Below are 12841 nucleotides of genomic sequence, written 5' to 3'. Positions count from 1 at the left end.
GCCCAGACTTTTAAGCCCAGATTTTTAAGGAAGTATGATGTTGAAACTATACGGATACTGGCGTTCGAGCGCCGCATATAGAGTCCGAATTGCCTTGAACCTTAAAGGACTCGATGCCGACTTGTTATCAGTGCACTTGGTGAAAGATGGCGGTGAGCAGCATAAGGCCGACTATGCCAAGCTAAACCCTCAGGAGTTAGTGCCGACCTTAGTCGATATCGATGACAGTGGTAATGAGTTGGTGTTGTCGCAATCTATGGCTATTCTCGAGTATCTGGAAGACAGCTATCCACAGAGTGCTTTGCTTCCTACTGACGCAAAATCTAAGGCACTAGTGCGCGCGCTCGCATTGTCTATCGCCTGTGAAATTCATCCGCTCAACAATCTTAAGGTGCTACAGTACTTGACTGGCGAGATTGGCATAGCCGATGAGGCTAAATCTGCCTGGTATCATCACTGGATCCATGAGGGATTCGGTGCATTGGAACAACAACTCGAGCAGCATGCCGGACGTTTCTGCTTCGGTGACAGCGTCACCTTAGTGGATCTCTGCTTAATTCCACAGGTATACAACGCTCATCGCTTCAAGGTGGATTTGACCCGCTATGCCAATATTTTGCGAGTCAGCGAAAATTGTAATCAACTGGATGCATTTATCCAAGCCATGCCAGAAAATCAGTTTGATGCCGTCTAGCTATTAATAAGAGTTAGTCATCTGTTTTTCATCAAGAAATCGACGAAGGCCTTGTCTGCCTGACTGATGGGGCGTTGTTTCTTCCAGGCGATATGCAGATCGAGAAACACTTGCGGCCGAAAAGGTTTAGCCAAAATATCGTCCTTATCGCCGATCACCATCTCCAGCACGCTGGTGATGGCAAAACCTTGTGATACGAGTTGTTTAATGAGGTTGATAAGGTTGGTTTCGAAGGCAATATTGGCGCTGAGCCCCAAGGATTTTGCTTGGGTTAACATCCATTCCCGATGAAAGTAGCCAGGTTTGAACATCACCAGCTCATGTTCGAAGAAGGCTTCTAAGCTGATGCTTTGCTGTTCTGCCAGTGGGTGGTCGGTTCCCATGGCGACTACCAACTGCTCCCTTAGCAACAGGTGACTGTCAAATTCAGGACTAAGATCTTGGGCGGTGATGATGGCGATATCCACCTCTTCACGGGCAAGCATCTTGAGCGAGTCCCGGGTTCCGCCTTCGAACAGGCACAGTTTAAGATCCGGGTATTGATGGCGAAATGCCATCAGGCGTGAGGGGAGGTAGAAGGAGCCAAGCATACCCGGCACGCCAATTCTTACCTCTCCCTTGGTCAAGTTTGCCATTGACTTGATATGGGCCTCGGCCTGCTTCAGTTGCTTGATGATTAACAGGGCATGCTGATGCAGCACCTTACCTTCTGCGGTGAGGCTAAGCTGTTTGTTGCCTGAGGTTGCCCTGTTGACCAGAGTGACGCCTAAGGAGCTCTCAAGGCGTTTGATACTTTGGCTTAAGGCTGGCTGGGCCATATTCAGGCTCTGGGCCGCCTTAGTGAAGCTGGCTGTTTTAACCAGGGCATCGAGATGCTTAAGTTGTCGTATATCCATAACAAAAATCAATACATTTTATCGTTTTAATCTATTATTGTTATGTTAACGTCGGTGCTAACCTATGTCTATGGAGTTCGATCATCGACTTGTATGGGCTTATGTCTTTAACTGATAATATAAATAATAAAAACAAAGAGGTAAGACTGATCTGGGGCTTGTCAATTGCCTCGGTGGTCATCTATATCAACCTCTATTTAGTGCAAGGCATCTTGCCTTTGATTGCCGAGACCTTCGATGTTGATATCAGTCACTCGACCTTATTGCTCTCGGTCACCAGCTTTGCCATGGCGTTTTCACTGCTATTTTATGCCTTGCTATCCGACAGGGTCGGACGTAAAGCGCCCTTGATGATCAGCTTATACCTGTTGCTGTTGACCGATGTGCTGATGATTTTTGTGACAGATTTTTTATCTCTGGTACTCTTACGCCTGTTACAGGGAGTCTTGCTCGCGGCCGTTCCTGCCATTGCCATGGCCTATTTTAAGGACGAACTGAGCCAAGCATCCATGTTGAAGGCGGGGGGAATCTATATTGCTGCGAACAGTATCGGCGGGATCTCCGGGCGTTTGCTTGGCGGCGCCCTGTCATTGCACTTGCATTGGCAGCAAGTGATCCTGGTTATTTTAGCTATCTCGATAGCGGGTGTGCTCTTGGTACATTATTTACTGCCCAATACCACTAAGTTAAACAGCCAAGAGGAGCCCAAAGCGAGGGGCAGCATGTTCAGTGCTGAAGATCTTAATGGCTTTGTGGTGCATCTGCGTGATGCCAAGCTCAGACAAATTTATCTGGTTGGCGGCTTGGCCTTTCTGGTGATGGTGAATCAATTCAGTTTCATTCAACTCCACCTGATGTCGGCACCGTTTAGCTGGGGCCGCTTCGAAGTGACCCTTATTTTCCTCTGTTATCTGAGTGGTACCTGGGCGTCTTATCATTCCGGCCGTTGGATTAAGCGTTTCGGGCGTCGGACTCTGTTTCGATTATCTCTGTTGCTGATGTTTTTAGGCTCCTTGATGACTCTAGTCGATACTGGCGTGTTTATCTGTTTGGGCTTCCTGATGACAGCATTCGGTTTTTTCTTTATCCACAGTGGTTGTAATGCCTGGGTGACCCACAGGGCAAAGCGTCACAGAGCCAAGGCAACGTCTCTTTATCTGTGTAGTTATTATCTGGGAGCCGCCTTGGGTGGACCCTTGTTGATGCCATTTTGGCATCATTGGGGCTGGGAAGGCGTGGTGCTTGGCTCCAGTTTGGTTATGGTGCTCTTGAGCCTGGTTTTACTGAGATTGACTAAGGATGAGCCGATGATATTGTCAGCCCATGCTAGCAATGGCTAACTATGCTTGTTCGTTATTGATTATTTTTCTGGATTAATACGTTTTGAGATAGTGTCGCTCGGGAGTAATTCTAAATGGCCCTGTTCATCGAAATACCAGCCAGTTATAAATCCTTTCTGTCTCATACTGACAAGATTGTGTATGACTTCTTTCGCTTCAACAAGTGCTGTGGTTTCATCACAATCTTGAGTGAGCTTAAGGTAAGCCGTTATACTGCTCAGGGAGGCGGATTGACTGACATCTGCCATAGGATAGATCTCAATTTATGTTATATCTGAAGAATAGTTGAACTTAGGTAGAATGGGGCTGTAATAGCTTTTATATCGGGAAATATTATAGCGACTAGCTGTGTTATTCGATAAGTAAAGGTTATCGAAATTAGCGGTAGAAATTCGATGCTATATTAATTTTTTAACGGAATTAATGTTGAGGGATTTACTGTTTGGAAAGGCTGAAAATGGTGGTCGATACTGGGCTCGAACCAGTGACCCCCTCCTTGTAAGGGAGGTGCTCTCCCAGCTGAGCTAATCGACCTGGGACTTTCATTTGTACTGAGTATTTTCTTCATCACTTATTCTCATAAGCAATAAGAAAATGGTGGTCGATACTGGGCTCGAACCAGTGACCCCCTCCTTGTAAGGGAGGTGCTCTCCCAGCTGAGCTAATCGACCTGGGACTTTCATTTGTACTGAGTATTTTCTTCATCACTTATTCTCATAAGCAGTAAGAAAATGGTGGTCGATACTGGGCTCGAACCAGTGACCCCCTCCTTGTAAGGGAGGTGCTCTCCCAGCTGAGCTAATCGACCTGGGACTCTCTATTACACACAGTTTATTTCATATTAAACAGAACATGGTGGTCGATACTGGGCTCGAACCAGTGACCCCCTCCTTGTAAGGGAGGTGCTCTCCCAGCTGAGCTAATCGACCTCGCTGTGTGGAGCCGTATTATAGGGGGGAACGATTTAGTGTCAACGGTTTTTTAGATAAAAACGCGTGTCCGGTGTTATTTTACCCTGACTGGTGCATTGTTGCCCAAAGCGAGCTTGTTATGGGGATGAGTTGAATTTTTATTGAATCGAATGCTCTCACCTTCAATATGTAGGGTGAATATCGACTCCAATTTCTTAAGTTTGCATTTATCCTACGTATATAAAGCATTAAGTCTAAATTAAAGCACAAAGCGAGATAAAGACGACATAATCAAGCTGCGGAATAAGCTTCTTAGCACTTGGTAATGTCCCTGAGGCTGTTTGGCTGTTAGAATATGCGCCACATTCATTGGTACAGTCTAGAATTTAGGCTTTTCTATATAGGTTAGTGTCCATTATGACAACTAAGACGCGTTTCGCTCCAAGTCCTACCGGTTTTTTACATGTCGGTGGTGCTCGTACTGCTCTTTATTCATGGCTTTATGCTCGTGCCAACGGTGGTGAGTTCGTTCTTCGCATCGAAGATACCGACATTGAACGTTCGACACCGGAAGCATGCCAGGCAATTCTCGATGGAATGGAGTGGTTAGGGCTTAATTGGGACCATGGACCTTATTACCAGACGAAACGCTTCGATCGTTACAATGAGATCATTGCTCAGATGTTAGAGAAGGGCAGTGCTTATAAGTGTTACTGTTCACGTGAGCGCATCGAGAAGATGCGTGAAGAGCAGGCCGAGAAAGGCGAGAGTCAAAAATATGATGGCCGCTGTCGCGATCTGGCTCCCCGAAACACGGATGAGCCTTTTGTTATCCGATTTAAAAACCCGAAAGAGGGCAGTGTAGTATTTGACGATCATGTTCGTGGTCGAATTGAAATTGCCAACGCTGAGCTCGACGATCTCATCATCGCGCGTACAGAAGGAACGCCTACCTATAACTTCTGTGTTGTAGTTGATGATTGGGATATGGGGATCACTTGTGTTGTTCGAGGTGAAGACCATATCAATAACACTCCTCGTCAAATCAACATTCTTAAAGCATTAGGTGCCCCAATTCCAGAATATGCACATGTTGCTATGATTTTAGGTGATGATGGTACCAAGCTTTCTAAGCGTCATGGTGCAGTTGGTGTCATGCAATATCGTGATGATGGCTTCTTGCCGGAAGCACTGCTTAACTATCTAGTACGTTTAGGTTGGTCACATGGCGATCAAGAGATATTCTCTATCGATGAGATGAAGCAACTCTTTAAGCTAGAAGATATCAATAAGGCCCCTTCGGCATTTAATACCGATAAGTTGATTTGGTTGAATCAACACTACATAAAAGCACTCGATCCCGTTTATGTTGCCAAGCAACTAGAGTGGCACATGACAGATCAAAGTATCGATATCAGTAATGGTCCAGTATATCAGATGTGGTCACTGCTTTGGCAGAACGTGCAAAAACATTGAAGGAGATGGCGGCATCGAGTCGTTACTTCTTTGAAGATTTTGCCGAGTTTGATGCGACTGCGGCTAAAAAGCACCTTAGAGGGGTTGCTATGGAGCCGCTGCAACTCGTTCAGAAGAAATTGGCTGAGCTAAACGAGTGGACCTTAGCAGGAATCCATCAAGCAATTGAAGATACAGCTACTGAATTAGACATAGGAATGGGCAAAGTTGGTATGCCTTTACGTGTCGCGGTTACGGGAGCTGGCATGTCTCCTGCTGTTGATTTGACCTTATTCTTGGTTGGAAAGGCTCGTTGCGAGCAAAGAATCTCCAAAGCGATTGAATTTGTAGCAAATAGAATAAATTCTTAAAAAACGAGTTGACACTTTTGGGTGTGCTGCATAGAATGCGCCACGCACTTGAGACACAACGAAGCAAAAGCTTAGTAGCGTATTCAGAAGTGTAGTTATATTGTTAGTGAGGGGCCTTAGCTCAGCTGGGAGAGCGCAACACTGGCAGTGTTGAGGTCAGCGGTTCGATCCCGCTAGGCTCCACCATCTAACGTCACTCTTCTTAATAGAGTCTAAACAATAAGAAACTACCCTAGCGTCTAGTGGGAGTGAGTAGGTCAAGTTTGAATCCTTAGCCTTTGGATTCAACTAATAGGCAACTCTTTATTTGTAGAGTTTAAAGAATGAATGTCCGGGTCCCCTTCGTCTAGAGGCCTAGGACACCGCCCTTTCACGGCGGTAACAGGGGTTCGAATCCCCTAGGGGATACCAATATTCTTATTTAACTGATAATTACTTCGGTTGAATGTGAAAGACTCATCGACTGTAAAAAGATGAGTCGACATGTACCGCTCTTACTCACGCCTTTGAGTATTAGCCTATAAGCTCTTTTTTACTAGAGTCTAAATAAGTAAGTCCGGGTCCCCTTCGTCTAGAGGCCTAGGACACCGCCCTTTCACGGCGGTAACAGGGGTTCGAATCCCCTAGGGGATACCAATATTCTTATTTAACTGATAATTACTTCGGTTGAATGTGAAAGACTCATCGACTGTAAAAAGATGAGTCGACATGTACCGCTCTTACTCACGCCTTTGAGTATTAGTCTATAAGCTCTTTTTTACTAGAGTCTAAATAAGTAAGTCCGGGTCCCCTTCGTCTAGAGGCCTAGGACACCGCCCTTTCACGGCGGTAACAGGGGTTCGAATCCCCTAGGGGATACCAATTTTTCTTGTTTTTTTGACTTTGTTGTTAGAAATACTTGAAAAGCACCCAGTTTGGGTTAAATGTATCGCTAATACTCACGCCTTTGAGTATTAGCCTATAAGCTCTTTTTTACTCGAGTCTAAACAAGTAAGTCTGGGTCCCCTTCGTCTAGAGGCCTAGGACACCGCCCTTTCACGGCGGTAACAGGGGTTCGAATCCCCTAGGGGATACCAATTTTTCTTGTTTTTTTGACTTTGTTGTTAGAAATACTTGAAAAGCACCCAGTTCGGGTTAAATGTACCGCTAATACTCACGCCTTTGAGTATTAGCCTATAAGCTCTTTTTTACTCGAGTCTAAACAAGTAAGTCTGGGTCCCCTTCGTCTAGAGGCCTAGGACACCGCCCTTTCACGGCGGTAACAGGGGTTCGAATCCCCTAGGGGATACCACTATTTACAGTTTCATGCTTATTCCAGTGCATGAAATGGGGCCTTAGCTCAGCTGGGAGAGCGCAACACTGGCAGTGTTGAGGTCAGCGGTTCGATCCCGCTAGGCTCCACCATATCTAGTTGCTCATATCTGCATAGGATAGAGTAGACATCTAAACCACCGGCAGGTGGTTTTTTTGTATCTTGAATTTACTGAATCCAAAGCATAAAAAAACCATCTGAATGATGGCTTTGATGTTTTTACTATCGACGGGAATTAATCTAGACCTAGGAATCCACCCGTCTGGTGTGCCCATAGTTGAGCATATATACCGCCATCGTTTATCAGTTCCTGATGGGTGCCGTCTTCAACAATATTGCCTTCATCTAAGACTATTAATCTATCCATAGCGGCGATGGTGGAGAGTCTGTGAGCAATAGCTATTACTGTCTTGCCTTTCATTAGCTGGTATAGGCTTTCTTGTATCGCGGCTTCTATTTCCGAGTCCAGTGCCGATGTTGCCTCATCCAGTAGCAAGATAGGTGCATTCTTGAGGAGTACTCGTGCAATGGCGATACGTTGTCTCTGACCGCCTGAGAGTTTGACACCTCGTTCACCCACTTGAGCATCTAGGCCTAGATTCCCTTCTGCGTCCGTCAAGGTTTGGATGAAGTCATAGGCTTGTGCACTCTTAATTGCACTCATTAGCTCTTCTTCGCTGGCTTCGGGCTTTCCATAGAGAATATTTTCGCGAATCGATCTGTGTAGCAACGACGTATCTTGCGTGACCATGCCTATGTTGGCACGTAGAGAGTCTTGTTGAACATGTTTGATGTTCTGCTGGTCGATTTCGATAGTGCCTTTTTCTACATCGTAGAAGCGCATCAGCAGGTTGACTAATGTCGATTTTCCAGCGCCAGAGCGACCCACTAGCCCAACTTTCTCACCCGCTTTTATATTGAGGTTCAGTTTTTCGATCACACCGCTATTCTTACCATAATGAAAGCTGACTTCGGTGAAGTCGATGGCGCCTTTTTCAACAGTGATCTTGGGTGCATCTTTTAGATCTTGAATCTCGGTCGGCTGAGACAAGGTGTTCATACCGTCGGCAACAGTGCCTATATTCTCGAACAAGGAACTTATTTCCCACATGATCCACTGGGACATGCCATTCAATCTTAAGGCCAGACTAATGGCTATGGCAATAGCGCCTACTGTGATAGCACTCGTCGTCCATAACCAGATTGACACGGCTGCGATGGCAAATGCGAGCAGGTAGTTGATGATCTGCACACTGACATTGATACCGGTAACGAGACGCATCTGTCTATACACGGTATCCAGAAACGTCTGCATGCTGCCTTTGGCGTATTCGGCTTCTTTCTGGGTGTGGGAAAACAGTTTCACTGTGGTGATATTGGTATAGCTGTCGACGAGGCGGCCAGTCATATTTGAACGCGCATCGGCCTGTTCGGTGGATACTTGCTTCAATCGAGGTAAAAATAGGAACTGCAGGCCGATATACAAGCCTAACCAGATAAACATAGGTAGCATTAAGCGTAGATCTGCATTGGCGATCATAACCAGCATAGAGGTGAAATAAACTAAGATGTACACAAGTACATCTAAAAGTTTAGTCACGGTTTCTCTGACGGCTAACGAAGTTTGCATCACCTTAGTGGCGATACGACCCGCAAAATCATTTTGATAGAAAGAAACACTCTGTTTCAGTAAATATCTATGGGCTAACCATCTGATGGACATGGGGTAGTTCCCCAGGAGTCCTTGATAGACAATGAGTGCATGTAACAGGATTAACGAGGGGATCACCACCAAGACTAACACCGTCATCCCGATCAGCTTGAGGCCTTCATTCTCAAACAAGGTATCAGGGTCATTGGCTATCAATAAGTCGACCAGCTGGCCCATGAAGCCGAATAATGAGACTTCTAATACGGCTAGAATGGCGGTAATAATGGACATTAATATCAGCGGGCGTTCGAATCCTTTGGTGTAATGACGGCAAAATGCATATATTCCTTTGGGAGGCTGTTCGGGCTCCGCTGCTGGGAGGGGGTCTACCCATGACTCGAATCGTTTAAACATCTGTTACTCAACCATAATGAATTATCTCTGCCGCTAGCATATCGTAAATCGATCACTTTGACTTAATTTTGCCTTTTTTGTATTCGGTTCCGTTTTCCGCTAGTTCACGCCCCAAATATTCAGTAAAGTGCCTTTTAAGGGTTACTTAACGTTTCAATTATGGAATTTAGCATGAAGCAATTAACGGAGGTGCCAGTATTTATCCATTTCGATAAAAATTCGCCAATTACCTCAGATAGCATCATGGCTAAAACCATGACAACTCAGGTGGGCGAGATCTATATTAAGGCCAATCAATATGGTTTATCACATCTGAGCTTAGTCGAAGCTAAACTGCAGATGAGTGAGCGGACAGAGCTAAATCATCAAGCTTGTAGCTATTTAATTCAGGCTGAAAAGGAGTTAGAAGCATACTTCTCAGGCAAGCGACAACACTTTTCAGTTCCTTTAGCGCCAAAGGGAACCGAGTTTCAAAAAACCGTGTGGCAAGCCTTGTTAGCGCTAGATTACGGCACAACCTGTTGTTATGCCGATATTGCCAACAAGATAAACAGGCCTAAGGCCGTGAGAGCTGTCGGGGCGGCGAACGGGGCTAACGCCATTGCCATCATCATCCCATGCCATAGAGTGATAGGGAAAAATGGCAGTTTAACCGGTTACGCTTATGGTCTCGAGATGAAAAAGTCTCTGCTCAAATTGGAAAAATCAAAATAAAAGCTTTCCCTGCTGATCTAGCGTAGAATATGGGCCATATTTAATATTGCCCTCTTTTTACGGATCTTTCCAACTTTATGACCCAAGTAGACTCCTCACAAGCAACATCTGATACGACATTCGAACAACTTGGGTTAATCCCGGAACTGCTAAAACGTTTAACCTTACTCGAGTATCTCAATCCCACTTTAGTCCAAGGGAAAACGATCCCGGCGGTTCTATCGGGTAGAGATCTACTGGCAGGAGCGATTACAGGCTCAGGTAAAACAGCAGCTTTTGCTTTACCTATGCTGCAGAAACTCGCGAAGAGTAGCGCTAAGGTTTCTAAAGGAAATCAAGTCAGCGGACTTGTTTTAGTCCCGACCCGAGAACTTGCTCAACAGGTTGCTGAGAGCTTTAAGAGCTACGGACAATTGATTAAGCCTAGATTGAAAATAGAGGCTGTATTTGGTGGCGTGTCGGCTAATACCCAAATGTTAGCCATGAGAGGGGGGGCGGATGTTCTCGTTGCCACTCCTGGTCGATTACTCGATCTCATTTCGAGTAACGCTATTAAGCTTGATGATGTGAAAACATTAGTGCTTGATGAAGCGGATCGCATGTTGAGTCTCGGATTCACCGAAGAGTTAAATCAAGTTCTGGCCTTGTTGCCTAAACACAAACAGACCTTGCTTTTTTCAGCCACATTCCCAGAAGAGGTCAAAACCCTTACCGATAATTTATTATCGACTCCAGTCGAAATTCAAATTCAGAGCGAAGAGCAAACTACACTTAAACAACAGGTGTATACGGTTAACCGTAATCGTAAGACAGCCCTGCTCGCACACCTGATTAAAGAGAATGATTGGCGTCAGGTGTTAGTGTTTGCCAGTGCGAAAAATACCTGTAATCGACTCGAGCAAAAGTTGGCCAAGGCGGGTATTGCGGCGCAAATATTTCACAGTGATAAATCACAAGGTGCGAGAACTAAGGTACTTGAGGCGTTTAAGAATGGTGAGACCCATGTGTTAATCGCTACCGATATCGCTGCTCGTGGTATAGATATCGACAAGCTACCTGTGGTGATTAACTATGAGCTGCCGAGAAGCCCAGTTGACTATATGCACCGTATTGGCCGAAGTGGTCGTGCAGGTGAAGCTGGACTGGCGCTATCACTCATCTCACACGATGAATATCAGCATTTTAAGCTCATCGAGAAGAAAAATAAAATCAAGTTAGACCGTGAGCAAGTCGAAGGTTTCGAAGCCGATGATGAGGCGCCTTTAGATTGTCCCTCGAGAGAGATTAAATCTATGGCAGCCCCAGAGGGAATGGGTAAGAAAAAACGTAAGAAATCACCTAAAGTGAATACTGAATTCTGGACGAAAAAGTAGCTGTGTTGATGGCTAGCTAATTAATTTTATGTTTGACGGTGCTGGTTACTGTGATGATTTTTCAGTATGAGTACCCTTATATTCCAATGTAAACAAGAGTGGTAAAAGGTTATGCAGCATCTATTTTGGTTAGTTGAAGACAAAATTGCTGGACGCAGTGGACCTAACAAGGAAGCGTGGGATTTAAAGGAAATAAAGCGCTCGGGGATCGGTGCCGTGCTGTCGGTTAATGGTGGTGAAGACTGCGACCCCCAAGCATTTATAGATGCAGACTTATCTTATGCCTGTATTCCATTTTCAAGCAACATTCCTCCAAAGGAAGAAGATTTGGCTCTGTGTGTGGAGCAGTTACCCAAGGCATTAGCGTTTATTCGTGAATGTGAAGCAAACAATCTGCCGGTATTGATCCATTGTCGTTCTGGAAAAGACAGAACGGCGTTAATCATGGCTTATTACTTGATGGAAAATGGTGCCGCGCCGTTACATGCCGTCAGTCAAGTTCGTGCCGTCAGGGATATCGCTTTCAGCGCAGAAGGGTGGGATCAATTTGCATTTGATGTGCTCTATGCATTACAAGATTAAAGCATAAATAAAAAAAGTTTATGGCAGATCTGATTGCCTTATTTCCTTTTGAGTCCCAACTAGAGAATTTATAACGGTGATTTTGATTAGCGTCATCCTTTTTACACTGTGATAGATTAGAATCAATCCATTATTTAATTCTTAATTCGGTACACTAATGAAGAGTAAGGCCCGTCAATCACAAGGCTTATTGCTTTTTCGCCTGTCACAGACACAACTTTTTGCGCTGGGTACACTTAAAATCCTTGAACTTGTTCCCTACACGCCTCTCAGTGCTATTCCAAAGTCTCATCCAACCATCATGGGCGCCGCCACCATAAGAGGGAAAACCATACCCATTATCGATATGGCATCCGCTGTTGGCTATCCCCCTATAGCTCAAGAGGAGTTATCGAAAAGCTATATTATTATCACCGACTGTCAACGTATGGTCATAGGTTTCCTTGTTCGCGCCATCGATAAGATCATTGAATGTAATTGGCGAGATATCGAGTCTCCTCCAAATAATTTAGGTGAAAATGCGTATTTAACCGGGGTAACTAAGTTCGATGATCAGCTGGTTCAGCTGCTTGATGTCGAGCTACTGCTTTCCAAGGTTTTTCCACTAAGCCCGGAAAGCACTCGAGCCAGTTTGACCGACGTCCAACGTGAGAAGCTTAGGCCTCTCAAAATATTGTTAGTTGATGATTCTAAAGTTGCGCGTAAACAGTTATCCGATGCACTCGACAGTATCAATATCCCCTATCAAGTCACACCAGATGGGCGAGATGCATTAGCTATCATGGAGCAGGCGGCGAATGATGGTATGCCAATTCAGCTGCTGGTGAGTGATATTGAAATGCCGGGTTTAGATGGCTATGAGCTGGCGTTTGAAGTCAAGAATACGCCGGCTTTAGCTCAGGCTTACATCATCTTGCACACCTCTTTGTCCAGTGAAATGAGTGTGAGCCAAGCTCATCAGGTCGGTGCAAATGAAGCCTTAACCAAATTTGATGCCAATGAGTTAATTAGCGCCATGCTCAGAGGGGCAGAACAACACAATGCTAATGTTTAGTGTTCTGTTACCATTATGCTGCCATAGGGTAATATAGTCAGCGTTTTATATTGTATTACTAGACATTAGCAGGC

At 45.1% G+C, this 12841-nt stretch carries 9 protein-coding genes, 11 tRNA genes and 1 pseudogene; 14 read left to right on the top strand and 7 right to left on the bottom strand.

What is annotated here, in order from left to right:
- The first annotated feature begins 40 nt into the window (after positions 1–40).
- Entirely contained in the window at positions 41–694 is a 654-nt protein-coding gene (gene maiA / locus KT99_RS06075; RefSeq protein WP_040571668.1) for a maleylacetoacetate isomerase, read from the top strand.
- A gap of 17 nt (positions 695–711) precedes the next feature.
- Here the strand turns inward: maiA and KT99_RS06070 are convergent, their stop codons facing one another.
- Entirely contained in the window at positions 712–1590 is an 879-nt protein-coding gene (locus tag KT99_RS06070; RefSeq protein ID WP_005498035.1) for a LysR family transcriptional regulator, read from the bottom strand.
- Between the two features lie 101 nt (positions 1591–1691).
- Between KT99_RS06070 and KT99_RS06065 the strand changes: the two genes are divergently transcribed.
- Positions 1692–2930 carry an MFS transporter gene (locus KT99_RS06065; protein WP_005498034.1) on the top strand — a complete coding sequence of 413 codons (1239 nt, stop codon included), beginning with the start codon at positions 1692–1694 and terminating at the stop codon, positions 2928–2930.
- Between the two features lie 20 nt (positions 2931–2950).
- Here KT99_RS06065 and KT99_RS06060 read toward each other — a convergent pair whose 3' ends face one another.
- The 5 genes from KT99_RS06060 to KT99_RS06040 form a co-directional block, all read right to left on the bottom strand.
- Positions 2951–3178, bottom strand: a complete 228-nt coding sequence (locus KT99_RS06060; RefSeq protein WP_005498032.1) for a hypothetical protein — start codon at positions 3176–3178, stop codon at positions 2951–2953.
- A gap of 210 nt (positions 3179–3388) precedes the next feature.
- Positions 3389–3464, bottom strand: a tRNA-Val gene (locus KT99_RS06055).
- 61 nt (positions 3465–3525) lie between these two features.
- Positions 3526–3601, bottom strand: a tRNA-Val gene (locus tag KT99_RS06050).
- A gap of 61 nt (positions 3602–3662) precedes the next feature.
- A tRNA-Val gene (locus KT99_RS06045) sits at positions 3663–3738 on the bottom strand.
- A gap of 45 nt (positions 3739–3783) precedes the next feature.
- Positions 3784–3859: transfer RNA gene (locus KT99_RS06040), tRNA-Val, on the bottom strand.
- 399 nt (positions 3860–4258) lie between these two features.
- On the opposite strand from KT99_RS06040, the pseudogene gltX reads away from it, so the two are divergent.
- The 8 genes and pseudogenes from gltX to KT99_RS06000 all read left to right on the top strand — a co-directional run bounded on the left by gltX (position 4259) and on the right by KT99_RS06000 (position 7071).
- Positions 4259–5667: pseudogene (gltX, locus tag KT99_RS06035) on the top strand (glutamate--tRNA ligase).
- Between the two features lie 110 nt (positions 5668–5777).
- A tRNA-Ala gene (locus KT99_RS06030) sits at positions 5778–5853 on the top strand.
- A gap of 149 nt (positions 5854–6002) precedes the next feature.
- Positions 6003–6078 (top strand) — tRNA-Glu (locus KT99_RS06025).
- Between the two features lie 149 nt (positions 6079–6227).
- Positions 6228–6303: transfer RNA gene (locus KT99_RS06020), tRNA-Glu, on the top strand.
- Positions 6304–6452: 149 nt separating this feature from the next.
- Positions 6453–6528: transfer RNA gene (locus KT99_RS06015), tRNA-Glu, on the top strand.
- Between the two features lie 139 nt (positions 6529–6667).
- Positions 6668–6743, top strand: a tRNA-Glu gene (locus tag KT99_RS06010).
- 139 nt (positions 6744–6882) lie between these two features.
- Positions 6883–6958: transfer RNA gene (locus KT99_RS06005), tRNA-Glu, on the top strand.
- Positions 6959–6995: 37 nt separating this feature from the next.
- A tRNA-Ala gene (locus tag KT99_RS06000) sits at positions 6996–7071 on the top strand.
- Positions 7072–7214: 143 nt separating this feature from the next.
- Here KT99_RS06000 and KT99_RS05995 read toward each other — a convergent pair.
- Positions 7215–9044: an ABC transporter ATP-binding protein gene (locus tag KT99_RS05995; protein ID WP_005498025.1), complete on the bottom strand. Its 1830-nt coding sequence runs from the start codon at positions 9042–9044 to the stop codon at positions 7215–7217.
- A 159-nt stretch (positions 9045–9203) separates the two neighbouring features.
- Between KT99_RS05995 and KT99_RS05990 the strand changes: the two genes are divergently transcribed.
- The 4 genes from KT99_RS05990 (at position 9204) to KT99_RS05975 (ending at position 12767) form a co-directional block, all read left to right on the top strand.
- On the top strand, positions 9204–9758 hold the full coding sequence (locus KT99_RS05990; protein ID WP_005498024.1) for a methylated-DNA--[protein]-cysteine S-methyltransferase: 555 nt from the start codon (positions 9204–9206) through the stop codon (positions 9756–9758).
- A 77-nt stretch (positions 9759–9835) separates the two neighbouring features.
- Positions 9836–11131 carry a DEAD/DEAH box helicase gene (locus KT99_RS05985; RefSeq protein ID WP_005498023.1) on the top strand — a complete coding sequence of 432 codons (1296 nt, stop codon included), beginning with the start codon at positions 9836–9838 and terminating at the stop codon, positions 11129–11131.
- A 111-nt stretch (positions 11132–11242) separates the two neighbouring features.
- Positions 11243–11713 carry a dual specificity protein phosphatase family protein gene (locus KT99_RS05980; RefSeq protein ID WP_005498022.1) on the top strand — a complete coding sequence of 157 codons (471 nt, stop codon included), beginning with the start codon at positions 11243–11245 and terminating at the stop codon, positions 11711–11713.
- A 157-nt stretch (positions 11714–11870) separates the two neighbouring features.
- Positions 11871–12767: a chemotaxis protein gene (locus KT99_RS05975; protein WP_005498021.1), complete on the top strand. Its 897-nt coding sequence runs from the start codon at positions 11871–11873 to the stop codon at positions 12765–12767.
- Positions 12768–12841 lie beyond the last annotated feature (74 nt).

Origin of the sequence: Shewanella benthica KT99, assembly GCF_000172075.1 — a bacterium.
Classification (GTDB): domain Bacteria; phylum Pseudomonadota; class Gammaproteobacteria; order Enterobacterales; family Shewanellaceae; genus Shewanella; species Shewanella benthica_A.
This window is presented reverse-complemented; position numbering and strand designations above follow the sequence as displayed.

What these genes read in the sequence shown, in the direction of transcription:
- KT99_RS05990 (WP_005498024.1), top strand. Translation starts at nt 9,204, where the DNA reads ATGGAATTTAGCATGAAGCAATTAACGGAGGTGCCAGTATTTATCCAT.
- KT99_RS05985 (WP_005498023.1), top strand. Translation starts at nt 9,836, where the DNA reads ATGACCCAAGTAGACTCCTCACAAGCAACATCTGATACGACATTCGAA.
- KT99_RS06065 (WP_005498034.1), top strand. Translation starts at nt 1,692, where the DNA reads ATGTCTTTAACTGATAATATAAATAATAAAAACAAAGAGGTAAGACTG.
- KT99_RS05995 (WP_005498025.1), bottom strand. Translation starts at nt 9,044, where the DNA reads ATGTTTAAACGATTCGAGTCATGGGTAGACCCCCTCCCAGCAGCGGAG.
- KT99_RS05980 (WP_005498022.1), top strand. Translation starts at nt 11,243, where the DNA reads ATGCAGCATCTATTTTGGTTAGTTGAAGACAAAATTGCTGGACGCAGT.
- KT99_RS06060 (WP_005498032.1), bottom strand. Translation starts at nt 3,178, where the DNA reads ATGGCAGATGTCAGTCAATCCGCCTCCCTGAGCAGTATAACGGCTTAC.
- KT99_RS05975 (WP_005498021.1), top strand. Translation starts at nt 11,871, where the DNA reads ATGAAGAGTAAGGCCCGTCAATCACAAGGCTTATTGCTTTTTCGCCTG.
- KT99_RS06070 (WP_005498035.1), bottom strand. Translation starts at nt 1,590, where the DNA reads ATGGATATACGACAACTTAAGCATCTCGATGCCCTGGTTAAAACAGCC.